The 24,359-nt window shown below is 56.3% G+C and carries 27 protein-coding genes and 2 pseudogenes; 6 read left to right on the forward strand and 23 right to left on the reverse strand.

Going from position 1 to position 24,359, the window contains the following annotated elements; all coding sequences use genetic code 11:
- Positions 1-243 precede the first annotated feature (243 nt).
- The 3 genes from Q0859_RS18760 to Q0859_RS18770 are packed head-to-tail and all read left to right on the forward strand — an operon-like array spanning position 244 to position 4,677.
- On the forward strand, positions 244-825 hold the full coding sequence (locus Q0859_RS18760) for a helix-turn-helix domain-containing protein (RefSeq protein ID WP_366523231.1): 582 nt from the start codon (positions 244-246) through the stop codon (positions 823-825).
- The gene (locus Q0859_RS18765; RefSeq protein WP_299154111.1) at positions 812-2,692 is read left to right on the forward strand and encodes a relaxase/mobilization nuclease domain-containing protein; all 1,881 of its coding nucleotides are present in this window, start codon (positions 812-814) and stop codon (positions 2,690-2,692) included. The genes Q0859_RS18760 and Q0859_RS18765 overlap by 14 nt, the downstream gene beginning before the upstream one ends.
- Positions 2,692-4,677, forward strand: a complete 1,986-nt coding sequence (locus Q0859_RS18770; protein ID WP_299154113.1) for a type IV secretory system conjugative DNA transfer family protein — start codon at positions 2,692-2,694, stop codon at positions 4,675-4,677. Before Q0859_RS18765 ends, Q0859_RS18770 begins: the two co-directional genes overlap by 1 nt.
- 115 nt (positions 4,678-4,792) lie before the next feature.
- On the opposite strand, the gene Q0859_RS18775 is transcribed toward Q0859_RS18770, so the two are convergent.
- Together Q0859_RS18775 and Q0859_RS18780 are read right to left on the reverse strand one after the other, a co-directional pair.
- Positions 4,793-5,170 carry a MerR family transcriptional regulator gene (locus tag Q0859_RS18775; RefSeq protein ID WP_299154115.1) on the reverse strand — a complete coding sequence of 126 codons (378 nt, stop codon included), beginning with the start codon at positions 5,168-5,170 and terminating at the stop codon, positions 4,793-4,795.
- Between the two features lie 89 nt (positions 5,171-5,259).
- Entirely contained in the window at positions 5,260-6,024 is a 765-nt protein-coding gene (locus tag Q0859_RS18780; protein WP_299154117.1) for an SDR family oxidoreductase, read from the reverse strand.
- Between the two features lie 322 nt (positions 6,025-6,346).
- Between Q0859_RS18780 and Q0859_RS18785 the strand changes: the two genes are divergently transcribed.
- Complete coding sequence (locus Q0859_RS18785; protein ID WP_299154119.1) at positions 6,347-6,706, forward strand: Rid family hydrolase; 360 nt, start codon at positions 6,347-6,349, stop codon at positions 6,704-6,706.
- Between the two features lie 170 nt (positions 6,707-6,876).
- Here the strand turns inward: Q0859_RS18785 and Q0859_RS18790 are convergent, their stop codons facing one another.
- Positions 6,877-7,767, reverse strand: coding sequence for a DMT family transporter (locus tag Q0859_RS18790; RefSeq protein ID WP_299154122.1), 891 nt, complete (start codon positions 7,765-7,767; stop codon positions 6,877-6,879).
- 138 nt (positions 7,768-7,905) lie between these two features.
- Between Q0859_RS18790 and Q0859_RS18795 the strand changes: the two genes are divergently transcribed.
- Complete coding sequence (locus Q0859_RS18795; RefSeq protein ID WP_299154127.1) at positions 7,906-8,193, forward strand: helix-turn-helix domain-containing protein; 288 nt, start codon at positions 7,906-7,908, stop codon at positions 8,191-8,193.
- A 168-nt stretch (positions 8,194-8,361) separates the two neighbouring features.
- On the opposite strand, the gene Q0859_RS18800 is transcribed toward Q0859_RS18795, so the two are convergent.
- From Q0859_RS18800 to Q0859_RS18870, 15 genes are read right to left on the reverse strand one after another with little or no spacing between them, the layout of a single operon-like run.
- On the reverse strand, positions 8,362-9,450 hold the full coding sequence (locus tag Q0859_RS18800; RefSeq protein WP_299154129.1) for a type IV secretion system protein: 1,089 nt from the start codon (positions 9,448-9,450) through the stop codon (positions 8,362-8,364).
- 15 nt (positions 9,451-9,465) lie between these two features.
- A complete protein-coding gene (locus Q0859_RS18805; RefSeq protein WP_299154131.1) occupies positions 9,466-9,870 on the reverse strand; it encodes a hypothetical protein in 405 nt (134 codons plus the stop codon).
- Complete coding sequence (locus Q0859_RS18810; protein WP_299154133.1) at positions 9,867-10,070, reverse strand: hypothetical protein; 204 nt, start codon at positions 10,068-10,070, stop codon at positions 9,867-9,869. Before Q0859_RS18810 ends, Q0859_RS18805 begins: the two co-directional genes overlap by 4 nt.
- Positions 10,067-11,056, reverse strand: a complete 990-nt coding sequence (locus Q0859_RS18815) for an ATPase, T2SS/T4P/T4SS family (protein ID WP_299154135.1) — start codon at positions 11,054-11,056, stop codon at positions 10,067-10,069. The genes Q0859_RS18810 and Q0859_RS18815 overlap by 4 nt, the downstream gene beginning before the upstream one ends.
- 3 nt (positions 11,057-11,059) lie before the next feature.
- Positions 11,060-12,448, reverse strand: a complete 1,389-nt coding sequence (locus Q0859_RS18820; RefSeq protein WP_299154137.1) for a TrbI/VirB10 family protein — start codon at positions 12,446-12,448, stop codon at positions 11,060-11,062.
- Positions 12,448-13,248: a TrbG/VirB9 family P-type conjugative transfer protein gene (locus Q0859_RS18825; protein WP_299154140.1), complete on the reverse strand. Its 801-nt coding sequence runs from the start codon at positions 13,246-13,248 to the stop codon at positions 12,448-12,450. Before Q0859_RS18825 ends, Q0859_RS18820 begins: the two co-directional genes overlap by 1 nt.
- Positions 13,248-13,901: a virB8 family protein gene (locus Q0859_RS18830; protein ID WP_299154142.1), complete on the reverse strand. Its 654-nt coding sequence runs from the start codon at positions 13,899-13,901 to the stop codon at positions 13,248-13,250. The genes Q0859_RS18825 and Q0859_RS18830 overlap by 1 nt, the downstream gene beginning before the upstream one ends.
- A 22-nt stretch (positions 13,902-13,923) precedes the next feature.
- Positions 13,924-14,694, reverse strand: coding sequence for a type IV secretion system protein (locus Q0859_RS18835; RefSeq protein WP_299154144.1), 771 nt, complete (start codon positions 14,692-14,694; stop codon positions 13,924-13,926).
- A 41-nt stretch (positions 14,695-14,735) separates the two neighbouring features.
- Positions 14,736-15,824: a lytic transglycosylase domain-containing protein gene (locus Q0859_RS18840; RefSeq protein WP_299154293.1), complete on the reverse strand. Its 1,089-nt coding sequence runs from the start codon at positions 15,822-15,824 to the stop codon at positions 14,736-14,738.
- A gap of 58 nt (positions 15,825-15,882) precedes the next feature.
- A complete protein-coding gene (locus Q0859_RS18845; protein ID WP_299154146.1) occupies positions 15,883-16,056 on the reverse strand; it encodes a hypothetical protein in 174 nt (57 codons plus the stop codon).
- Complete coding sequence (locus tag Q0859_RS18850) at positions 16,053-18,416, reverse strand: type IV secretion system protein B4 (protein ID WP_299154149.1); 2,364 nt, start codon at positions 18,414-18,416, stop codon at positions 16,053-16,055. The genes Q0859_RS18845 and Q0859_RS18850 overlap by 4 nt, the downstream gene beginning before the upstream one ends.
- Entirely contained in the window at positions 18,406-18,684 is a 279-nt protein-coding gene (locus tag Q0859_RS18855) for a VirB3 family type IV secretion system protein (RefSeq protein WP_299154151.1), read from the reverse strand. Before Q0859_RS18855 ends, Q0859_RS18850 begins: the two co-directional genes overlap by 11 nt.
- Before the next feature lie 7 nt (positions 18,685-18,691).
- Positions 18,692-18,985 carry a TrbC/VirB2 family protein gene (locus tag Q0859_RS18860; RefSeq protein ID WP_299154154.1) on the reverse strand — a complete coding sequence of 98 codons (294 nt, stop codon included), beginning with the start codon at positions 18,983-18,985 and terminating at the stop codon, positions 18,692-18,694.
- Positions 18,982-19,596, reverse strand: coding sequence for a lytic transglycosylase domain-containing protein (locus tag Q0859_RS18865; RefSeq protein WP_299154156.1), 615 nt, complete (start codon positions 19,594-19,596; stop codon positions 18,982-18,984). The genes Q0859_RS18860 and Q0859_RS18865 overlap by 4 nt, the downstream gene beginning before the upstream one ends.
- A 55-nt stretch (positions 19,597-19,651) precedes the next feature.
- On the reverse strand, positions 19,652-19,993 hold the full coding sequence (locus Q0859_RS18870) for a hypothetical protein (protein WP_299154294.1): 342 nt from the start codon (positions 19,991-19,993) through the stop codon (positions 19,652-19,654).
- 188 nt (positions 19,994-20,181) lie between these two features.
- Between Q0859_RS18870 and Q0859_RS18875 the strand changes: the two genes are divergently transcribed.
- Positions 20,182-20,487, forward strand: a complete 306-nt coding sequence (locus Q0859_RS18875; protein WP_299154160.1) for a hypothetical protein — start codon at positions 20,182-20,184, stop codon at positions 20,485-20,487.
- 140 nt (positions 20,488-20,627) lie between these two features.
- On the opposite strand, the pseudogene Q0859_RS18880 reads toward Q0859_RS18875, so the two are convergent.
- From Q0859_RS18880 to Q0859_RS18900, 5 genes and pseudogenes are all read right to left on the reverse strand, one after another.
- Positions 20,628-20,762: pseudogene (locus tag Q0859_RS18880) on the reverse strand (GMC oxidoreductase); the annotation flags it as partial.
- Positions 20,763-20,787: 25 nt separating this feature from the next.
- Positions 20,788-20,925, reverse strand: a pseudogene (locus Q0859_RS18885) (helix-turn-helix domain-containing protein); the annotation flags it as partial.
- 130 nt (positions 20,926-21,055) lie between these two features.
- The gene (locus tag Q0859_RS18890; protein ID WP_299154162.1) at positions 21,056-22,066 is read right to left on the reverse strand and encodes an IS30 family transposase; all 1,011 of its coding nucleotides are present in this window, start codon (positions 22,064-22,066) and stop codon (positions 21,056-21,058) included.
- A gap of 204 nt (positions 22,067-22,270) precedes the next feature.
- Positions 22,271-23,317, reverse strand: coding sequence for an aminotransferase class V-fold PLP-dependent enzyme (locus Q0859_RS18895; RefSeq protein WP_299154163.1), 1,047 nt, complete (start codon positions 23,315-23,317; stop codon positions 22,271-22,273).
- Positions 23,318-23,442: 125 nt separating this feature from the next.
- Complete coding sequence (locus Q0859_RS18900) at positions 23,443-24,327, reverse strand: dihydrodipicolinate synthase family protein (protein WP_299154166.1); 885 nt, start codon at positions 24,325-24,327, stop codon at positions 23,443-23,445.
- Positions 24,328-24,359 lie beyond the last annotated feature (32 nt).

Consider the following 24,359-nt stretch of genomic DNA (forward strand, 5'->3'; position numbering starts at 1 on the left):
CCGATGGCAATGGGGTTTTCGACCGACTTCCCCACCAAGGGCGCCCACGAGGCGAATGCAGAGGTTCAAGCCGAAAGTTGCCGATTTCGGGCGGCCTCGCGCCTATGGCGCTCGGCAAAACGGAATTTAAGGCCGCCTCAAGGGATGATTCATACGTATAGCCATTGACTCGATACTATAGTTATGTAGGATGATGGGCGACCTTAAATGAAGGTGGCAGGAAATAGGGAGGCTTTCTTCCGCATGACCCGGACGAAAAGACTGACCAATGCAGAACGCATGGAGATCGTCCGCGAGGCGCAAGCGGGTGTGTCGACGAAGGAGCTGGCCAAGCGGTTTGGCGTGACGCCCCGGGCGGTACGCTACACGCTGAAGGCAGATGCTGAGCGGCAGACGGATGCTGCCGTTTCGACAGTCGGTGTGACCGTGAAGCTGACGATTGAAGAGGCTGAGGCCTTCGAAGGAGTGCTGCAGGCAGCGGGTATCGAGACGCGTACAGAGGGGCTAAGACGGCTCATTCAGGGGGCTGGGGGGACCTTCGTTCCTGACGCAAATTTGGCCTCTGAGATGGCGCGCTACAGAGAAGAATTGCACCGTGTTGGAAACGGGGTCGCGCAGCTCACCAAACAAATGCTTGAGGCCAACCGGCAAGGGCTGGGGGCAGCGGATGAATTCTCAGATTTGCGGCTTGCGCAGATGCGGGGATTGGCGCGGTTCGTTCTGGATACCGCCGACGAAATTGACCTCCTTGTGCGGCGTCGCCGCGACGCCATGAAGCTGCAGGCGACAGCCGCATTGAGGGAGTTTGCCCATGCGGCTGAATGATGCGCCACGGGCCGCCGCTGCGGTTGAGGCGGTCACCGGGGAGATTTTCCGGGACGGGTGGAGCCGGATCCGAGGCTCCATGCAGGGGCTGCATACATCCAAACAAAAGCAGCTGGTGCGGGCTGCGGTGGGGCATCGCGCGGCCGTCTTCAAGGCCATTCGCGGGGGTGGGACGCATAGCAAATCCCAGCTCACAAATCAGCTCGAATACCTCACCACGAAGTCCACTCATATCGTCGACTCGAGCGGGTTTCTGGACGGCAAAGCGCGGCTTGAAAAGGGTGAAATCAAGGACCTCACAGAGCGCTTTGCGAAGCGCTGGCAGGCGGGGTTCAAGCCCAAGTTGGGACAGACCACACATATGCTGTTGTCCTATCCAATCGGGACCCGAGGCGAGGATGTACGCGACATCACGGCGCAGGTTGCGGACCGGTTTTTTCAGACCGACGAGGGACATTTTGATTACATCATCGCAGTCCATGAGGACCGTGATCACCCGCATGCCCACATCGTTTTGAACCGCCGCTCGCAGGAGGGAGAGTTCTTCTTTTTGGGTCGTGATCACCGGTTCAACTTCGACGATTTTAGGCTCGCTATGGTCGAAGAGGCCGAGAAATATGGGGTGCGTTTGGAGGCCACGCGTAGGCTGGATCGGGGGGTTGTTCACTACCCAGCCAGAACCCGCGAGGTCTACCGCGCGAAGGAGAAAGGACGTCCGCCTGCGGTCCGTGCGCGGGTTGGTGCAGACCTTGAGCGGGCCTTAGAGGAGATCGCAAACACGCGCATTGTTTATCACTCGCTGGCTGCTGAAGCCTCATCTGAAAACCGGGAAGATATCGCGGACGCGCTGTTCCGGGCGGGCGAGGTTTTGGCGAAGGGTAGCAGGCTCAATTTGGAAGGAGATGTGTACATGGCAGAGGAGCAATCATTCGACGATCTCCGCACGCGTTACGCCGATCAGGTGACGCGCATCCAGGGTATGATTGACGACAAGCCGGAAGTTGAACGACCGCGTTTTGAACGCAGCCTCAATGAAATTCAGGCGCGTCTCGCGCATATGCAGCCACTGGGTCTCAGGTCAGTCACTCTTACTGAGCGACCCTCAGATGGTGGGGTCTATTCGGAGGCCAATATCGACCGGGACCAAGTGGAGCGGCTACAGGATCCAAGTGTCCGTGCCCAGGTTGATACGGCGCTGCGCGGGACCGGGATCAGCTCCTCAGTGGTGATCGCTCGGATGGAAACCGGGGCGCAGAATGCAGCGCTTGAGCGGCAATGGATCGCGGATGATCTGACCCGCGTCGCAGAGACCGACGGGCTGAACCTGGAACGCCGTGCGGATTTGGAGACGGCACGCGACAGGCTCAACACGGCCCATGTGCAGCTTGGGATCACGCTCGAGAGGAACGAGGTTCTGCGGCAAGATGGGCTCGTGGCAGAGACCCGGGAGGAGTTGATAGAAGAGCGCGATCGGGTCACGACCGAGGCGCAAGAACCGATCACTTTGGAGCGTGGCGAGGTTGTTGATGCGGATGTCCGGCGCGTCGTCGCGCATGAGCGCGATGGCAATCTGACATCCCCGTTTGCTGATGCCGAGGAGCGCCTTCTCTATCGCGACGCGGTGGAACGCGACCTTGAAGACGACGAGATTGATCGGCTGCGGGACGGCGATGTCGACGTTCTTGAAAGTCAGATCGAGGACCGTCTCGATCGGCTCTATGCCGCGAAGGTGTATCTGCAGTCTAACGCTGATACGGCGAACAGCGAAGCCGCCCGGGCGGTCGTCGAAGAAATCGCAGACCGGGAGTATGAGCTCAACCGCGCTGATCTTCGGGATGGGGAGTCTGAGCGTGGGGAGACGCACTGATGGGCCGTGGACGGCTTGCGGTTGGCGTGGTTCTGATCACCCTTGTGGCGATCGCGATGGGTTACGTGGTCGCCTCTGCGGTGCTCACCTTCAAAGACCTTGGGTTCCAGTCTGACATCGATTTCTACTACATCGCGCAAAACTATCTGGCGATCCGCGCCATCAGACCGGATGATTTCCAGCTAATCAATCTGATCATGGGGGGCGCTGGAGTTGGTGGTTTGATGGTCAGTCTGGCCCTCTCTGGTTCCGCGCTGACCCGCTTTGGGTACACCCATTGGCAGACGCGCCGCGAGTTGAAACGAAATGGGTTCTTTGGCACCCCGGGAACAGGCTTCGTGATCGGCAAGCTAGGCAAGCCGAAATCGCGCGGCCAGTTTCTGTGTTCCAAAACCTATCCGCATGCCCTGATCGTGGCCCCAACTGGACGAGGCAAGACGACGGGCTTTGTCATTCCCAATCTGCTAACCTGGCAGGGGTCTGCAGTCGTTCTCGATGTGAAGGGCGAATGCTTTGAAGCCTCAGCGCGTCACCGGGCGGGGCAGGGGGATACGGTCTATCGGTTTGCGCCGACGGACTGGGAGGACAAACGCACGCATCGCTACAACCCGCTCTTGCGCATCTATGAGTTGACCGATCCGGCACGCCAGCAGATGGAACTGCAGCTCCTGGCAACGCTTTTCTTGCAGAATGACAATGATCGTGTGCAGGGGCTTCTGAAGGGCGGTATCGATCTCTTTGTTGCTGCGGGTTTGCTGGCGTTCCAGCGCAAGCGTCCGACCCTTGGCGAGATCTACCGGATTGCGGCGTCAGGCGGGAATAAGCAAAAGGAGTACCTCACGCGCTGTCATGAGGTGGATAACGCGGCGGCCAAGCTGATTTTCACGCGATTGGCGTCCACCAACAACGACACGCTGACCTCCTATGTCTCGCTGTTGATGACCTCGGGTCTCGATCAGTGGCAAAACCCGGCGATAGATGATGCGACCTCTGTCTCCGACTTTGATTTCCGGACGATCCGGAAGAAGCCGTTCAGCGTCTATCTCGTGGTACAGCCTTTGATGGTAAAGCCGCTGGCACCGCTCATTCGATTGTTCTTCTCGGACCTCTTGTCAGCGCTGCAGGACAAGGAGCCAGGTCCGGATGAGCCTTGGCCGGTGATGATCATGCTCGACGAGTTCAACCGGCTGGGCAAGATGCCGATCGTGGCTGAAAGCATCGAGGTGCTGCGGCATTACCGTGGGCATCTGGCCGTGGTCACGCAAACGATCCCCGCCATTGACGAAATTTATGGGGAGAACACCCGTCGCGCGCTTCAGGGCAACGCCGGCGTGAAGCTCTACCTTACTCCATCGGACGAAAAGACGGTCGAGGAACTCAGCAAAGCCGTGGGCAAAACCACGAAGACGGTGGTGACCCGATCGCGGGCCGTCGGGAAAAACCCTTTCGAAGGGCGCAGCCAATCCGAGCGGACAGAAGAGACGCCGCTGCTCCCAGAGGATGAAGCGCGTCGCTTGCCGCTCGATGAAATCGTCGTCGTTGTCGATGCGCAGATGCCCGTGCGTGCAAAACGGGTCGTCTATTTTGAGGATCCGTTCTTCCAGAGCATTCATGCCGCGCAGCAGGGGGATTTGCCGTTCCCGGAAGGACCGCCGCCACTGCCCTTAGGGAATGTGCCCTTGAGCGTTCAAGCCATGCCGATGTCGCCGAGAGGTTCAGGGCTGTCGGAGCGGGATTTCGAGGCCAGAATGGGAATCGATGAAGCGAATGGGCAGGCGCCCATCAACCACGGTCCGTCGAGTGGGGCGCCACATGCGCGCGTCGCAGTGATAGCTGACGATCGGCGGCAGTTTGAGATGGATTTTGGCGGACAGGCCGACCTGGAGGTCGAAGGGCCCTCTAACAAGGATATCACGGAAGTCGAAAACGCGCTGAGTGACTTGGACGTTCTGGAAGGCGAAATCGGTGGCGTGTCTGTTGCGTGAATTTGAGTGCGCTTGAAAGCGTGTTCGATCTTTGTCCGGCCGGGTCTTGTGCCGTTTGAAATTGCGCTATCAACCAGCGACATGCGGGACGGAGCCGACCTTGCTAAACCGAAGATCAACGACTGCTTATGGTGGCGAGACCGTTTTGCAGGGTGCCGAGTCTGTCAATTACAGCGCCTCGCTTCTCATCGAGTTCCGCCCGAAGCCTGTCGATATGCTCCAGCTTTTCTCGCAACTTTTCCACGCCACCTTCGCACGGGCCTGATCCCTCGTCCGACAGGCAGGCAGCCATGGCGCGGATTTCGCGCGTAGAAAAGCCTGTCGCAATAAAGTCGCGGATGCGACCAGCGCGTCTCAGGTCAGCCTCTGTGTAGCTGCGGTAACCGTTAAGCGTGCGCCCAACTTCCAGCAGCCCTTCTTTTTCGTAGTGGCGCAACATGCGTTGCGTGATCTTCAGCCGTTCGGCAGCTTCTTTCGCTTGCATCTCAGACATCTCCTCCAAAGCCTGACCTACATGTTAACGTTAGACATGTTTATCAAGAAGACCCCGGTGATTGATGTTACCACCGGGGTCCCGTCAGATCATACGCGCAGTGACCACCCACCATCGATGGTCAAAACCTGACCCGTCAGCCATTCGTTTTCAGCACTCCCCAAGCGCAAGATCCAAGGCACGATGTCAGCGGTCACCCCCCGACGTCCCAACGGCACTTGCGCTGCTTCCTGTGCCTCAACCTGTTGGGCCATCTCTTCGGGCAGCCCCATCATTCCGGTCAACGCGCCCGTTTTGACGGGTCCCGGAGCAATAGCGTTGACCCGAATGCCGTCGCCCGCCAACTCTACCGCCCATGATTGGGTCAGATGTTCCAAGGCAACTTTGGTGGCACCATAATGCGAAAACATCGGTGCCGCATTGCGAGACACGGCAGTCCCGATATTCACGATGGCACCTTTGCTTTCGTTCAAAGCGGCACGGGCAGCCTTCACAAGTACGGAAGGGGCGACGATGTTCACAGCAGACATATTTGCAATGACATCCGCATCATAGGCATCTACGGGGGCCGGTTTCCCAGCCCCTGAATTGTTGACGACCAAATCGATACGTCCCCAACGAGACATGGCGGTTTCTACGATCCGCTCGCCACTCGTTGCGTCCGAGCTGTCCATCTGCAGACCTTCGATATTGTCACTCAAAGCGACAACTTCCGCCAGTTTTTCGGCATTGCGTCCCGTAATCAAGACATTTGCACCTTGTTCTGCCAGCGCGGTCGCGGTCGCTTGACCAATTCCAGAACTGCCCCCTGTGACTATCGCTACTTTGCCCTGCCACGCATCTTTGTTTGTCATTTCGCTTCGTCTCCTATTTGCGAATCTTTCGGGGTCGATAGGAGGCGTGCTTAGAGCCCTGACACTAATGTCAGTGTCAAAGGCTTTTTTGGGGGGGTGAACATTTTCCCTGGAAGCCGCCGTTCATGAAAGGCGCAGCATCGGTTAATCTGGGCTCTTCGGTCGCCTTCGCCGCAGAAACCATGAATAGCGGGATAGGGAAAATTCACCGTTCGCTGCGTCGTGCCCGAACTAGAAAGACGCGGACTCTACCGTCATTCGTTCCCATAACGAAGAAGTCTGCTATGAGTGATCGAGCAAAATAGCAGGTCGGGCTAGAACCATGAACATCAAACGCATTCTGAGCAGCGCACGAGGTCGTAGCGACGCTGTAGCTTTCAATGGCATGGCATTTCTAGTCGCCTACGATCCCGACGCGGCAGAAGGAATTCAAGCTCAGACGCGCAACTGTCTGCGGTTTCTTGAGACCAAGCTATCCGAGGTAAAAAGTGGAAAGCAGGCACTTCTTCAGGTTACGGTGTTCTTAAGCGACATGACAATGAAGCCAGCGATGGATGACGTATGGTGTGATTGGATCGGGCTAGAAACCAATTGGCCTCAAAGAGCATGCGTTGGTGCCGACTTAGGCGATGAGGTGACGCTTATCGAGATCACAGCCATTGCCGCACAATCTGAAACCTGACATTCGCCAACGCTGCGACCCTGGGCTCATTCGGGCTAATACACCGCGCGATCTATGAACGAAGGCTCCTAGAAACAGCGTCGTTCGCCGCGCCGTGGACGAACTGGTAAGGTGTGGATTTTTCGTGAATTCGCTGCGGCTGCGCCAATGACTGCTTCTCAAGAATTGGTTCATAGCAACACGATCACAGAAGTTCCCATCACAGTCATCGCAGCCCCAAGGATCGCTTGTGGGCGAGGCAAGATACCCTCTTTGAGCCACAGAATGGGAAGCACAAGAACTGGTGAAAGTGACCCAAGCACAGCGGCAATTCCTGCGTCAAATGTTGCAAATGCGTAGAGCAGCAATGTCGAAGAGACTCCATATCCAATAAAGCCCGGCAAAATGGTGCGACCAAGCAAATAGGGCGTGACAACTGCCTGAGGTTTGAAGGCCTTTGCAGGCCATAACGCCACAACAGAGATCAGAAACGCGGCACCCAACAATCGGATCGCGGAAGCTGCAATCGGGTCGGTACCTGCAAGCATCGCCGGTTTCATGACAAGAAAACCAAACCCTTGAAACGAAGTCGCGGCAACGCCGAGCATTGCAATCATCGCAAGAGTGCCAGTCGCCACATCGCTCTCGGAGCGTTCGTCACTTCCAAAGAACACGGCGACGCCAACACCCGAAAGAGTTATGCCCGCCCCGAGTAGGTCAGTCGTGCTCGGCGTTTCATTGAGCCAGAGATAGGCCATAACACCAACAAGCGGTGCCTTGAGCGAAAGAAGAAGCTCGGTCCGTCTTGGTCCTCCGCGTCGCAGACATTCGATCATGGCAAGGTTTCCGAGAACGATTCCGATGCCGATACTGGCTGTAAAGGAAAGCCAAAATTCCCATCTAACGGTTTGCCAAAGGCCAAATCCACTAACTCCGGCAGCGAGAATTGCCGAGCAGGCGATGAGTTGAATCCGGGTAAACTCGAATGCCCCCAACTGCCGCGCGGGCCACTGAGCCAAAACGATTCCTGTCGCCCAGCCAAAAGATGCACCGAGTGCCGCTAGGATAGGCAGTATGAACATGACAAGGCTCCGCTAGATCACTACAATAAGTGTAGCAATAGAATGCTACGCTTATTGTAGCAACAGGAGATTTCTATGCCTTCACGCGTTCCGGCCCCGGGAAACCCCGTCAGGGGGTCGAAATCGGGTAAGCCCATCATGGCGCTGTTCGACTTACTTGGAAGGAGCTGGTCACTTGGCGTGATCTGGCAGCTTGCGAACGGGCCGCTGACGTTCCGCCAAATCCAAGACAGGTGTGAGCAAATGTCGCCAACGATCCTGAATCGGCGGATTAAGGAACTGACTGCCAGCGGTTTTGTGGAAAAAGGTGATCAAGGATACCAGCTCACATCCGCCGGGGCAGAGTTATTCACCTTCCTCAAGCCGCTTGGTGGATGGTCCAAGAAGTGGGCTGATGCGCTATCTTCGGAGGAGCGCCAACAATAGCTGTTCGAGAGGACATACATCTACGAAACCAACATTCATTCACCGCGCAGCATCATGAAAAATGGGCTCATTCGTTGAATTCGCCGCGTTCTGGATGAAGGTCGGCCTAGCCTGAACTTCTTTGCATTCGAAAGTATGAGTTGGACATTTTGGGGAGGCTCAAAAGAACTACCGACGACCAAGCCTGCCTAGTCTGGCAAGTTGAGCAAGCATTAACGCCCCGGTACCAGTACCGTTGCCAGTGCTAGTATTGGCAGCTGCATCCTGTGAGCTACCTGCACCGGGACGTTGTGGCATTTGCTGAACGCCAAAAAACTGGCGCGCACGAAGTGCAGCGTACTCTGAACCGGTGGCGGAACCCATCAAATAGCGGTTTTGCGCTTGAACCGAACCAAACGCTGCACGTCCAAATGCGTAGGCGCCGCCCAGACCTCCCGAAATCGCTGGCATCATGATGTTTCCAGAAATGGCACGCACTATGAACGGGGTCGCGATGATGAAGCCTTTGGCCATCAGAACCATCATGAAGAACGGGATGAGTGCGCCAATGTTCGAGGCATCTTCGGGATCACCGAGCGATGTCAAAAGTGAGCCTGCGACGCCAGCGATGGTCGAGAATACGCCAGCAATTACGATTGGGTACATTGCAAATGAAACCACGGCGCTCAACCACCGCGCAAAGTAGTCTTTGGTAACGTCAAACAGCGTCAAGAAGATCATGATCGGGGCAAGGCCAAGCAGCAACGCGATCAAAAGCCTTGAGGCGACCATGAGAAATGCGGCGAGCCCTCCGAGCAAGGACAGTAGCAACACCCCAAGTGTATCAAGCAACGCTCCGACCATCCAATTGAGTTCGGAACCAGCGGCATTCAGATAGTCTCCAAGCTCCGCGATTAGATCATCAAACTCCTCGGCAAATGTCCCCGATGGTCCAGGTGTCCCTCCTCCAACAGCGGCAACGAGAGATCCCGCAATACTGTCCAACCCCGAGAGAATTGCGGATGACACCAGATTAAACTGAACCCAGTTCGTCGCAAAAATTCCGATCAGGGCGACTTTGAAAGCAAGCCAAAAGGCCGTCCGTCCATCCATTGCCCTGTATTGATAGATCATGTTGATACAAACGAGGATCAAAACCAACGTCACGGCAACGACGGCGATTGTTCCAACAGTTGCAGCAACCGCTCCAAACTGGGTTTCAGCGGCGTCGTCGAGATAGCCCTGAGCGGTATCGACAAAATAGGCCACGACACTCATGAGGTTGTCCTTCGCTTACCAGTTTCCAGCCTGTTCGCAGATTGGTTTAGCTATTCTGCGAAGTTCATTGGCAGTACGCCTGAAGGCAGAGATCGCCTCACGAAGCTCATTCCTATCTGCAGTTGAGAAGCGCTCAAGATAAACCGCTTCGGCCGCATCCCAAGTTGGGAACCGCGTCTCGCAAGAACATTCGTTTGCGTCCACAATCCTCTGCATGCCTTCGGCGCGATAAACCTGTTGGAGCAGCCGAGCCTTGTTTGGTTCGTCGTCCGCTAGGTCGGTTACAAATTGCGGCTGCGACGGTCGGTCTTGGCAAACATCAAATTCGCGCTCCAGTGTTGGAACAAGATGGCTTTCTGCAAACGCAATTGAACCGATCGATGACGCCAAGACCGCTAAACCGGCGACGAACGTTCTCATGCTGCCTCACTCGAGACATTCTCTGGGACGATATCCCGTTTGAGAAAGGCGCGCATGCCGATGTCAGCAAAGTCAGAGCCGACGACTGAAACTACCTCCCAACCTTGCAGACCATATTCGTTTAGAGAGGCCTGCATTTTTGTGAGCCCATCCTTTTTGTTCATCGGAAAACAAAGAATAACGTTCTCGAACTTTTTCATGCGGCAACCTCCTCGGATTGGCTTGCGCCCGGCAGGTAAAACTCGGTGATCCCGCGTTCGGAACCCTTCCGTCCGGCTTGAATGATGACGTCGATGGAGCTTTCGATATATTGTACCATGTCTTGGTAAGTCATTGGAATTTCTGTCTTTAGAGCGGCGATGGCTAGGCGTTGTACCGCCAATTGCGGTGTTTCGGCGTGCAGTGTCGTCATAGAGCCGCCGTGGCCTGTGTTGATCGCTTCCAGAAAGGTCATCGCTTCCTTGCCCCGGACTTCGCCCAGAATGATGCGGTCTGGGCGCATGCGCAGCGTGGCGGTGAGCAGAACATCAGCCGTTTGGAATTGGGCATCGCGATTTGCGATGAGCGTGACGGCATTTGGTTGCTTAGGAAGCAGCTCTGCGGCCTCTTCGATCGTTACAATGCGCTCTTCATCCCCAACCAGGGACAAGATCTTCCGGGCGGCGACGGTTTTTCCCGTCGAGGTTCCGCCTGACACAATCATGTTGAGTTTGTGCTCGGCGCAAAAGGCCAGTGCTTCATCAATCTCACCACGGGCAACGACTTCGCGAAGCTGGCGATTGGTCTCGTTGCGAAGCTCTTCCAGCTTGCGCTCTTCTCCGTAAAGGTACTTCAATTGAATGTTTTCGAGCGGCAGGGTCGAGAAGAACCGTAGACTGATCGACATGCCCGACACGACAGCCGGGGGTGTGACAACCTGCGCTCTGATATGCCTGCTGCGATAAGTGATGGACACCGAAACAATTGGGCGATCCTTGCTCATGATGGTGCTGGCATCTGAGGCGATCTGGTTTCCGAGGTCCTTGATTTCAGTCTCAGTCAGGGTTTGTCCAAGAGGGCGCATGAAGTGATCGCCATGGAACTCGCCCCAACAAGACCCGTCCGGGTTGATGCAGATCTCAATCACGTCGTCGCGTGCAGCATCTTCAAGTTTGTCGAGTGATGCTTGCAGATAGCTAAGAGACATGGCTCAAAAAATCTCCAGGTCTCGGTCGACCATGACGGTGACGCGCGCACCCTGATCGAGGTAGATGACTGGGCCGATAGAGAGGTAGTCGCTGATCACGCTATCCGTGGCATCCGCCAAATCGTCGCCGATATCTTCCAGAACATCGGCCGCTGCATCGTCTTCGACATTGGAGGCCGCAACGTTTGGCGCGGCCGTAACAATCGAAATAAGCGCCGCAGAACCAAAGCGCTCCGCAAAGCGTGTGTCGACAAATCCGGTAACTCCGGACCGCCCAAGTTCATCACCACCAAAGGAGCTGATCTGAATGGATTGATTGGTTGGCAAGATAATCCGGTCCCAGGCGATCGTGACCCGTTTCTGCGCGATTTCAGCGCCGGAGCGATATCGGCCAATGAGGCGTGAGCCGCGCGGAATAAGCAGGCGCGCACCGTCGTAGCTATAGACGTCTTCTGAGGTGAGCGCGCGGACTTGCCCGGGCAACGAGCTGTCCAGTGCCGTCTCCATAACTGCCTGGATCATGGTTCCTTGCACAACAGTGTTGGACGGATTGGCGATGACTTCGGCTTGCGTCACCGTCGATGGGAGTGCGCCGTTCACGACAAAGTCTGTCACGTCGCCAAAGGTGCGTTCCGCAAGCTCGGTCGCGTTCCCAGTTCCACTTCCACCGAAGGCGATCGTCGGGGAGGAAATCCGACGTTCCTGAAACGCGCGTTCTTCTTCGGCTCTTTGTTGAAGCTCGGCGAGACGGCGGGCTTCCAACTCGCGGCGTAGCCGCTCCTCTTCTCGCAACCGACGTTCTTCGTCGGTCGGTCCAGGCGGCGCAGGGGCAGGTGCTGAAGCTTCGAGCATTGCGAGCTCGAGATCCATCCGCAACTTCTCAAGCTCGGTGTCTCTTGCTGACAGCTCTTCCTGGAACTGCCGTTGTGCATCTTCGGAAGCTGCTTGCAGTGCTGCGATCTGCTCGGTCAGCGCGTTGATCGCCTCTGCAGCTTTCGTGTCGTCTTCGAGCACTGGCTCGGGTGCATTTTGAAACGCGTCGATCTGAGCTTGCAACGCGGCCAGCTGCTCGATGAGGTCTGCATTGGGTTCAGTTGGTTCAGGCGTGACCGTTACGATTTCAGGTTGAGGTGGTGGGGGAGGTACAAAGGGTTCGATCTCTCCAAATCCATCACCTTCTTGCTGGAACTCATCGGGAATTGCCGTCGGAAGTGCCACTTCCTCGGTAGGTTGAGACAGGAAATAGAATACTGCCCCGGCTCCTGCGATGAGCAAAACGACCAGAAGCGCCAGAACCGGCGAGCGCCGCTGTTGTGCGGGCGCCGACGCGGCCCCACCTTGCTCAAGGGCGGCAAGCCGGCGTTCCAGGTCGGTGTCAGATTTGTCGGCCATCAGGATGTCGCTCCTGCAGGGGGTGTCGCGCTGATGCAGACAACGGCTTCAGCAAGGCGCAACACCCATTCAGGGTTCACGCCCGAGACGCGGATCACCCCGTTCTGCACTTGTTGGGTATTGACCGTGCGTTCCCGCCCGTTCGAATGACGGAATATCGCAGGCACGGGGGCGTTTCTGCCAAACTGGAAGTATGTAAATGTTCCGTCATCCCACACGCGCGTGGGTGTGATTTCGATCCGCTCATTGGCCCCATAGTTGTAGTTTGGTGCCTGGGCCGCGACAGCGTTTGCTGCACGCCGATTGTCTTCCGGGTATGTGAACTGAACCACATAGAAGGTAGGTTGGGAGGCTTCCTTGACGTTGAAGTAGTAACTGCGCCGATTGGTGTAGACTGTCACGTTGGTGTGGACTGCGCGTGCCAGCGGTTTGATGGCAAAGGCACGACCACCGGGTACGCCGTCAATTTCAAATCCTTCGGTGTCGCCTGCAATGATGGATCGGATGGTTTCACCTTCGCCGAACTCAACCGTCGTCACATGCGTCAGCGAAACAATCAGCCGGTAGACTTGCCCCTCCTGATACGTGGCGACCCTAACCCTCGCATCACGTGGCCCGCCGCGCGGGATCGCCTCCGCCAAGACCGTCGATGCGATCAACGTAAAGCACAGCGTCAGAATGGTGAGGTTGCCTGCGGTCCTCCACCTGTCCCAAAAAGCGGTGCCGCCAATGCTCCGATGCACCAAACGGCTTCGGTACATCGGCGACAACCAGTCAGGGAGGTTCTGTCGTAGGCGCATTAGTTCTCCAATCTATCGGAACGGATCGAATACTCGGTCACGGTGAAGCCGAACGGATTGGTCCAAACCTGATCGATGGAGCGGCTTTCTTCTGGGCGGAATTCGAAGAGAAGGGTTGCAGTAAAGAGACCGGCCTGTACGCCATTGATTGATGTCAGGCGTTTGCGAAGGCGGGCGGTGGCGCGGTTATTGCCAATCAGATTGATGCTCAGGATTTCGACATCAAGCCGGGCATTTGGTCCATAAACTGTTGGTGGGTAATTCTCGTTGGCGCTGTTCCAGATCTGGCGGACGCCGGCCTCGGCCGCAGCATCTGATCGGCGCAAAACACTACGGACCCGTACATCGTTGTCGAGCTGATTGTAGACCTCGCGATCGGTCACATAGCGGAAGACTTCGGCTTCAATGATGGCCTGGTTTGACGTGACTGTCGTTGCGCCGACAGAGGCTTCAGGAAGCGCAAAACCGGTCTCTGGGTCGTAGGGGACAACGACGGGAGGCGGGTCGACGTCCAGAACAGCAACGGCTGCGGCACTCAGGCATCCCAGAACACCAAAGATCAGTCCAACAAGACCGAGACGTTGCCAGAGGCGCTCCCGACGCAGCGCCCCGTAGACAAGTTCTTCTTCTATGATCGCGCGTTCGTCACTCAATGCTCAAGAAACCCCATTCTCATCACTCGGCGCGCAAGTCCGGCAAGGTGAACTCCATGAACCGCTGTTCTTCGGCAATTGTCGCGGCATCAATGACGCCGCCGGTGCCGTCTCCAACCGTCTGAACCGCTTCGAGCTGCCACATGGCGACGAGCGCGATGGCCAGTTCAGCGGTCACCCGCGTGTTGAGATCGACACTCTCTTTGAGCTCGTCCATGTCGTCGATCAGGCCAACAAGCCTGTCAACGCGCCGGAGCGACTGACCTGCGTCCTCGTAGCTGTTTTGGGCTGCCGCAGAGACCAATGCGCCGGTTGTGGCTTGCGTCGCGATGCGCTCGGCCCCGGCGTTGCCGCTGCGGGCCATTTCACTCAAGGTGTCTTCGTCAAAGCCCAAATCGGCCAGAACACGGTCCATCTGGGTCTCGATCTCGCTTGCCCCGGAGCCGGTCAAGCCCGAGAAATCCCCCGTCTTGATCGCATCGATTGTGGCGAGAATATCTCCGAACTCCTGATCCAGCAGTCCGTTCAACTCGTCTTCCATCTGTGTGCGAATGATCTCCGGCAGCTCAGCCAAGCGTGTCAGCGCCTCGTAAGTGCGTTGCAACTCCGCGAGCTGTTCCGTGAGTGTGGCCAGTTGCTCGTGAAGCTGCGTGAGCTGCTCATTCTGAAGAATTTCGTCTTCGATCATTTGACGCAGCTGTTGGATGTTCTGTACGATATTTTGCGTGTCCACGACCGGGACGCCTTGTGCGTAGGCTGGCACGATCATCGTGGCTGGGATGGCTGCAAACATGCAGCTCGTGAAGAGAGCAAGTCTCACTGTACGTTTGAACATCAATCCAATTCCTCCAGGGTGAAATCCATGAACTCTTGTTCGGCCATGCGCGCCGAGGCTTGCGCCAGTTGCGCTGCACTCAATGGCTGGGTGCGGGCTGCTTTGAGGCGCAACCGTGCCGCAATAAGGCGGACCAGTTCGGCGCGTGCATAGGTGTTGAGTGCGACGCTTTCTTGGACGTCGCTGGTTGTCTCGATCCGTTCCACAATGTCACGGATCCTCAGGGCCGCTTGCCGGATGGCTGCGGGTGAATTGCTCCCATAAAAGGCCGCCCCGTGACCGGTGATTGAGAGATTGGCATTGGCAAGCAGGGTGGGGTCGATGGTTCCGAGGGCTTCGATACCGCCGATGCGCGCAAGGTAGGCATTGTATTTTTGTGGGATGACGGTGACGTAGTGCTGGGTTTCCTTGAATGGCGGCACGCCGCCATACTCGATCACGCGGCCTGGTCCTGCGTTATAGGCGGCCAAAGCGTTGATGATGTTCCCATCAAAGCGATCAAGCTGTGCCGAGAGATATCGCGCGCCGCCATGCACCTGCAGATAGGGGCTGTTGTAGTATTCCGGGTTGATGCCGAGATCACTGGCTGTGCCGGGCATGATTTGTGTGAGCCCAAAGGCACCGACGGGCGAGCGGGCTCCGATCGTGAACCGGCTTTCCTGCCAGATGAGGGCCTGGAGGAGGGCGCGCCACTGCACGGCGGAGAGGCTCGCGCGACCCACGCCTGAAAACCCTGCCGTCTCCTGCGCCACCCGAATGATGAGCTGTTCGATGTTTTGGGCTGCGTCGCCAAACATCTGCTGCCCACCAGGATTTGGGTCAATGTCGGCTGTGCCATAGACCGCTCCTGCCGATCGATCAGCAGAGCCACTGCCGCCCTCAAGGGACGTGACCATGGGGCCAACGCCGGCACCGTCGAAACTGGTTTGCGCATCCAGTATGGCTTGCAGCGTGGCCAGTTGTTCGCGCTTGATCGCGGCCAAAAGCTCCCGCGTTGCCAGCTTATCGGCCTGTAAAGCGAGATCGACTTCCCGATCCCCGGTCTCAACAATGTCGCGGGCCGTTAGCCCGCTGTCATTTGTCGGCACACCTTGCGCGGCAGCGGTGCCAGTGGTGGCCGCAAGTACCGCAAGGATAAGGACGAGCTTACTCAATCTCTGTCGCTCCATCCAACGGCCCGCCAAGCGGCGCGAAGTTGCAGTCTTTCTCGCCCGGAGCCGGAGCGACGAAATTGAAGCAATTGGCCTTCAGCTCGCGGTACTCCGTGCAAGCCGCAAGCGGCGCGATGCAAAGGACTATCTTGGCAATGATACGGATCATGAGAGTCTCCAAAAATCGGGGCGATCCCGGTAGTCGGCACCGACAAGCGCTTCGCCTTTTTCCATGCCACCGAGAATGGTCAGGTGGGAGCCAAGGGCCGACAGATCGGCGTCAACGACCACGGACCCGCCGTCGTCGCGAATGAGTGCGAGACGGCTGTCGCTGCCTGTATTGAGAAGGACATCGAGTTCCTTCTCGTAGAGGTTCAACATCGCATAGTCGGACGCGTGCGCCCGAATGTTGGGCAAAAGGATTTGTGTCGGGACGGCTTCAATGATGGTTTTGCCTGTCCGGGTGCGCTCAAGCTGGCTGGCATATTGCGTCATCATGACGGCGACGGTGTTTTGTTTCCTTGCCGTCACAAGCCAGTTTGACAGGCGCTCGGCAAAATATGCGTTATCGAGCGCCTTCCAGGCCTCGTCGATGATGATGATCGTCGGGCGGCGATCTTCGATCTCACGTTCAACACGGTGGAAGAGGTAACTCAGGACGGCCATGCGTTCGCGTTCGTTCTCGCTGTCGAGAATGCCGGTGAGATCGAACCCTACTGTGTCACCCTTGAGAGAGAATGTGTCTTCAAGGGTTTGGCCGAAGATCCAGCCATACCGACCGTTTTGGGTCCATTCCTGAAGCCGTTCGTGGAGATCGCCGTCGTCGTCAGTGGAGACAAAGAGGGATGAGAAATCCTTCCAGTTCCGCAACTCAGGACTAGCCGCCGTTGCGTTCTGACGCACAACTTCCTGAATGCGATTGGTCTGAGCCGGTGTGAGCGGGCGATCTGATCTGTAAAGAAGGGTGCCAAGCCAGTCAGACAGCCAGGCCGTGCCGCGTTCATCGGTCTCCGTCCAAAGTGGATTGAGGCCCGTTGGCTGGCCCGCTTTGATCGCTGTGTAGGTTCCACCGTTGGCGCGAACGGCCATTTCCATGCCCGCACGATAATCGAAGACGAAGACCCGCGCGTCGGTTCGCCGCGCTTGTGTCATCAGGAAGGCCGAAAGAACGGATTTCCCTGATCCCGGTTGCCCGAGGATCAGGGTATGCCCGCTCGTAGGCTCTTTGTCTGGCGATCCCTGCTCATGGTAAGAAAAGCGATAGGCGCTTTGCTCCGGGGTCGGGAACATAGAAATCACCTTGCCCCAGGGCAGATGCTCATTCGATTTACCGAGCTGCGTGCGATGGAAGGCGGCGAAATCGGCAAAGTTTCGATTGGTCACGGCACTGGCCCGGACCCGCTTGGGCTGATTGCCCGGGTGCTGGCTGAAGTAATGGCTTTTGGCGGCAGCACGCTCGCCGATCATTTTGATGCCTTCGGCCGCTGCTGCGTTGACGATCTCGGCCCCAAGGGTTTCGAGTTCGTCCAACGTGTCGCATAAGACGGTCACGACCATATGATGTTCGCCGAAGCTTTGCCGCTTGGCTTCCAAATCATCGTGCGCAATGTCGAGCGCTTCGAGGAGCGAAAGCGCTGCATCCTGAGACGCCTGCATCTGTCGCTTCTGGCGTTTGATGCGTCCAGCCATGAGATTTGAATTGATTGGGGTAAAGGAGTGCGTGACGATCATGTCGACCGGCAGGTTCAGCATATCGAACATCGTGCAGCTTGTTTGCTCGGAATACTCACCGATCGTGAAGCTCTTGCCGTAGCGCTGTCCGACCACACCCTCGGAAAGTTCGAAATGCGTGCCTTTGAACGTCACGCGGGTATTGGCAGTATTGTAGGAGAGAAACCCGTATTTTCCCGCCGGAAAGAGTGGCATTTCCTGGCCCGTGTTGAGCGCCCCAAGAAAACCAACAAGTTCACCTGAGGGCGCCGAAAGGACATGAGGGTCCATCTCAGACAGCCCGGACAGGAAGACGCCGACAGCCTCGTTCAATCGCCGGATACGTTTTTGGGTTTCTTCTTTGAGCCGGTTTGGATTGCTGCGGCCCAGAAAGGGCAGGGCGCTCTTTGGTGGAGGGCGATGGATTACTGTCAGTGTCAAAGTTTTGTCGCGCAAGCCCGACGTAGCGAGCTTCTTGCGCCACTTGGCGTCAACGGCCCCTGCAAAGTTGTCGCTTGAGATAGGACTTAAGTCTGGTGTGATAGCCTTGGAGACCTTGTGTACGTAGTAGCTGAATTCCGGGCCGAGCTGCGCAATGAGGCGCGCAAAAAGGGCCCGGACCTTATCGAGATGACTGTCGTCGGTGGTATAGCTGTTCACGCCGCGCAGTCGGATACACTGGAAGAGTTCGTTGACCCGCGTACGCACGGTTTGATCGTCAGCAAGGCTGACATAGGGCAGCATATGCGCCAGCCGGCTTTCGCGTTCAAACCACTCCGGTAGGAGCGTGCGGTGATCCATGGTGTCGTCACGGGGCATAGCTATCCCCACCATGGATGGAACGATTGCGGGTCGGTGGCGTCTCTTGCAAGACGGTCATCATCACGTCGATGAAGCGCGGATCCCAGTCCGCGGCCTTCCACAGGACCGGGTAAAGAACGGCTGCGATGCCGAGGACGACAATGTTCTGAATCCAAATGAAGAGCAGAACCGAGCCAAAGAGCCAGACCATGGCATACATGATCGGAAGCCCAAAGAGCTTTGGCGGGCGCACCAGGCCCAGAAAAAGGGGGGAGCGCTCCGCCATCAGGGAATTACCCGCCCGAGAAGACGGCGGCGACAATCGTGGGGGCGGCGGCAATGCCCGCAATCCCAACAAGCACCCAGAGGGCCTGCCGCAGGTCAATGATATTGAAGAACCAGCTCAGAAACACGCCGATCACAGCGAGGGTGGCGATAACGACACCAAGTGGTCCCGTAAGAGCGTCCACGATCCCTTGCAGCAGGCTTTGGATGGGCGACAGATCGATGCTTTGTGCCATTGCGGGCTCTGCAGCGAGCATCAGAAGCGCCACCAAGGCTAAAGCCAGTTGTATTGTCCTGTTCATGAATTCTCTCCTTCCAACCGTTCAAATACTGAAAGCACACGAACAACGTGGTTCTGCGTTTCGCGATAAGGGGGGATGCCATTGTGCTCGATCACGGCGTCGGGGCCAGCATTGTAGGTAGCAAGTGCGAGGCGGCGATCGCCAAAGGTCTCCAGCATCAGCGCCAGATATCGGGCGGAACCGTCAAGGTTCTGACGCATATCATGAGGATCGACACCGAGCTCTTTGGCTGTGCCTGGCATGAGTTGGCCCAGACCGATCGCGCCTGCTGAACTCACGGCGCGCGGATCATATGCGCTTTCGATTTCGATGTTTGCGCGAAAGAGATTCAGCCAATCCGTGACGGAAAGGTCGGCGCGCCGCAGACCAGAATGGCTCGCATAACGCAACGCGGCCTCGTTTATGGCAGAGAGGATCTCAGGGCGCGGAATGCGCGGTGCGGCAATCTGTGGAGAGGATCTTGTAGAAAGAGCCGCAATCTCTTCTGCGCCGATAATTTCGAGTGGTCGGGATGTGGTCCCCACTGCAACGCCGTCTCGATAGTTCCGCGAAAAGCTGCTTTGAGATTGCGAAGGACGAAGACTGCCGTCGTCCTCCATGACCAGCACCATTTGCGCGGCCGAAGGGCTGGCAAGCGAGATGGCGAGTAGTGTGCCAGCTGTGGCTTCAATCAGCCTTCGGTGTGAGCCTGTGGGTTGTGCGTTGGCCCTCTTCGAGAGGGATATTGGCGTTACGGAACCCCATGCCACTGAGGAAGGACACCACCCCAGTAACCGTCTTGAACTCGCGGATCTTGATATCGTTGAACGTTGTGCGCGTGCGCGCAGTGACCAGCAGTTTTTCCATACCCTCGTCGCTGACGGCTCGGACAATCCATAGGCCGTACCAGGATGGCCCTTTCTTGAAGGCGTCCGCTTTACACACAACCTCTGCTTGATAGCCGCTCTCGACCAGATCTCTGAATCTGGGTTCCGTAACCACATTCGGTGCTTCTTTTTCTAAATCTATCACCTCAGTCACGTCCTCGTTTGACAACGTATGACCGGGCGTCCCCCATGGACACCACAACCATACGATGATATAAATATTTTACGCAAGCTATAGTTTTGTCGCGTACGGATTTTCTCCCATTCGTTAATCATTACGACTGAGAGGGGGTTTTAGGCAAGAAAATAGGCAGGTTGGATGGTGCCACCATGAAACTGTATGCTGTGCCAATTGCTATAATTTCGCTTGTTCTTATGGCTCCTGATGCGTTTGCTTTTTCTTGTGTCAGCCCATTGAGACCTTTTGTTCCGACTGAGTCGGTTGCTGCCATGGAGTATCGTGACCTCATCAAACAGGACTTTGAGTCGTATCTGAGCGATGTGCAGGGGTATTTGCGATGCCTAGAAGAGGAGCGTGTTCGCGCATTTGAAGAAGCTCGGGACGTCACCAACGAGTATGGCGCTTTTTTGGATCTAACTACGCTCATCAAGGAAGGACCCGTATCCAGCAACTGATTCAACCAAGACGGTCACGCAAGCGTCAAACTTTTTGAACTCGGGTACCCGTCGTGATCCTAGACTTTTCGGCTAGCTCGCCCCCATCGAGCAAAAGAATACATGTCTCTACGACTTGGGAGAAGTCAAAGACCAGATGATCATTGGTGACGCGCTTCCAGAATAAGGTCGCTTGCCTTTTCGCCGATCATGATTGTCGGAGCATTTGTATTGCCTGAAACGATTGAGGGCATAACCGAAGCGTCCGCGACGCGTATTCGACCTGCGACCGCGTGCTTTGTGGCGGATCGCTGCTGGCCCATCTGACTGAAACGCCTTCAGAAGCCTGTGAACCTGTCGTCGGCTTAGTCCCAACACATTGGCCGCTGCCACAGCCGTCATCCGGCCTTGGGTCACTTGGCTTAGTACTTCAATGCGGTTCAGCTCGCGCTCGCTCATGATCACCCATCCCACGGCCACACTCCAATCCTGCTTCAACAGGGAAGTGTGACACTTCTACTTTGCAGATGTGAGACATTCTAACTTTCTGTGTGAACTCACGCTGAAGTGCAATTTCTGATATGTTATTTTATTCCAACCGGTTCTGTATTTCCATCAGCTTGGTCTCGAAGACTTCGGCTGGCGTCCGGTAGCCGAGGCACTTGCGCGGGGTTGAATTGAGGCGATGGCAAATCGACCTCAAATATCGATTTGTCAGCGCCGTCGGTTCGGTTGATCTGGGGAGGTACTTCCTGAGCCTGTTGTTCGTGTTCTCGACCGTGCCTTTCTGGTAAGGCGCTTGTGGATCGCAAAACCACGCATCCGCGCCGATCCCGGCCTTGAGATGCTTCCAGGCCGAGAACTCCGTGCCGCGATCGAACGTGATCGACTGGCGCGCGTCGGCGGGCAGGGGAGCCAGACCCTGGATCAGTGCCTCCATGATGGGCTTGGACTGGCGATCCTCGTTACGCATCACCACGGCGAAACGGCTGACGCGTTCGACCAGGGACGTGACGTTCACCTTTCCATGCTCCTTGCGGAACATCATCAGATCGCACTCCCAGTGGCCAAACTCCGCACGTTCAGAGATGCAATCGGGCCTGTGAGACAGGCTTTGAACGTCGAAGATATGGGTCCGGCTGTGCCTGCGGTAGCCGCGTGGCCTGCGGCGTCTGCGATGCTTGGGGAGGTGACGATAGAACTGCTCGTCGCGACCGTCCTTGGAATAGGCAAACCGGTAGATCGTCTCATGGCTCACGCGGATCGGATGATGTTCGAGCTGCATCCGGCCTGCGATCTGTTCGGGCGACCATCCGGCTTTGAGCCTGTCCTCAATAGCAGCCTTCAGCTCAGGATGCACAACCATCTTGCGGTGGATGGCGCGACGTTTCTCGTATTTGCCCTGAGCAACGACAGCGTGATAGCCATTCAGCTCCGGCAGTTCGGTGTCCGTGTACCAGTTCCGTTTGATATCGCGGTAGATTGTCGAGGCATCTCGGCCTAAGCGATCCGCAATCTCAGCAATTGGCATTTTAGCCTCAAGCCACTTTGCTAACTTGCGCCGTTCTTCCAGTCTCAGGTGAGAGTAGTGGGTTCCCATTCTTCATACTCCATGCAAAGCTCTGTTTTAATACAGAATTCGTACTTCGTTTGTGAATCCACCCAGCTACAACATGATGACGTATAATCTGTCTTATGCTAAATCTAATGAAGACGTATAGGGTTTATTATGTAACACTTTGCTGTTTTTCTGTTTGCACGCTAAGTGATGACGACGCTTCGCTCTTGTTTTGATGAACGATTATCACGCAGTACAGATTGCATTCACCGCGGACTCAATATCGGCCGGTGAATTGTAGATGTGAGGCGACATTCTAAGTCGCTCACTGCTTTTGCCGTGATTTGCGAGCGGCTCATCCCATTCCGCATCGCACCATTTCACAATGATACCCTCAGCGCGCAACTTCTTTTCCAAGACAGGCTTGGCCGCGGCGCGGACAAGGCAGGTGACAGTGCCGACATAGCCAACTGAACTCAACTTGATCATCTTGGCGCCATTCAGGCCGTCGCGGAGTTGATTATCTAGCTGACTGACCCGGTCCGCGATCGTAATGACGTCCGACGAAAGTTCCAATGCCCGCGAAAGTCCGGCGAGCAGTGCGAGGTTCAGGTCAAAAGGTTCAAGAGTACGGGCATCGCATCCCAACATGCGTTCGGCGCGGGTCGACAACCACATCATTGCCGTCTGCCGTGGCGCACGGAGCCACTTGCGCGCAGTTCCAACGACTACGTCACAGTTCATATCGTCCGGCACGATAGATACCCGGCCCAAGGCTTGTGCTACATCAAGCACAACGAGAGCATCCTTGGGTCTAGCGATCGATGCAATCTCTTGAGCAGGATAGCAAAGGCCGTCGATGGAAGTTACAAGCGGTAGGCACAGCGCGCGTACATCTTCGTCCATCCGCGCAGCCCACGCCGAAACATCCGGTGGAGCGCCTCTCTTTCCCCTAATGACATCGATTGTCATACCACTTTTAGCAGACAATCGACGCAGCCAGCGGACGTTGTCTCCCCATTCGTGCTCTGCGACCAAGATACGTCCAGAGCGTGGCGGCAACCGGTCCATCGCAGAGGCCCGAAGCTGGAATGTCCCGTTTCCCATAGCTAGCGATGGTGCCGCTGAGTTAAGGAAAGCAGCACAGGCCCGGCGTGCATTCTCTCGGAGAGTAACTTCCTCATCCCTTCGACCTAAGGAATTTCGAGCTTGTCGGGCAATCGCTTCGGCACAAGCTCGATCGGGCAAGCCATGGCTGCATGCATTCAGATATATTGTAGCAGTGGCGGTCATGAGAGTCAGAGCATCATGATGCTAGAGGTGGCGCAAGTATTCTGAAGAGATGCAAACAGCCGCAGCCTTCCAAAAACACAAACCGTCTAGGTAGCGGTCAGTTGAACACTCCTGGAGCTTGTGTTTCATCCCAGACCGCTTTTCACTTCTGCATGAAGCAAGTCGGCTTCTTGTGCCGAGAGTCGTCTATAGGGTGGAAGCACGTTGGCCCATGTTGAGTCATTCAACCGCTCGGCAATTAATGCTTTGATCCTCGGAACCAACGGGCCCTTCGCAACAACAGATCGAATAGAGGAAGCTTTTTCAAGTTCGGCTTTATCACCATCTTGAAAGGCCGATGCACAGGACTGCACAGACAAGTTTGCCGTCGCCGAAATAGTTCCAGCAAATTCTCCCGCTCTCGCCTCCATCAAAGTGCCTTCGTTCGACGGAAAAACACGAAGGCTACGGAATTGTTGGGCAATCGCAGCGGCGTAATCCAAGTCGCCTGACGAGTCCTTCAAGCCCGCTATTCGGTCTCCAAATCGATCGACAAGGGCGGAAACGAGATCTGGTGTAAATGGCACCCCGGAAAGTGCTGGGAAATTGTAGAGATAGATTGGGATCGCTGTTGTAGCGGTCCCTTCTACTACCGCCCCGAAGTAGCGCAGCAAGCCATCGAAAGACGGATCTTTGAAGTAAAATGGCGGGAGGAGAAGTGCTGCTGCAAAGCCATTATCTGCAGCTGTGCGTGACAGCGCCACCGCGTCTACGACCGCCGCAGCACCGGTCCCAACCATGAGCCTGCTTTTGTCGATGCTGCTCTTCCCCAGATCAGAAATAATCTGGTGCCGCTGCTCCCTGGAAAGCGAAGTTGCCTCTCCAGTGGTTCCGGTGATGTTCAACGCATTCGCGCCTTCGGCCAGAAGAGAGGAGCCGAACTCAATTAATCGGCCTGTGTCAAGTTCACCCTTTGAAGAGACGGGTGTTGGGACGGCTGGAATGACGCCCTTGATGTTGGTCGTGGTCAATTGTCGATCCCTTCGAAAACTCGAGAAAAATG

The sequence above is a fragment of the uncultured Tateyamaria sp. genome (genome assembly GCF_947497045.1).
Taxonomy (GTDB): Bacteria; Pseudomonadota; Alphaproteobacteria; order Rhodobacterales; family Rhodobacteraceae; genus Tateyamaria.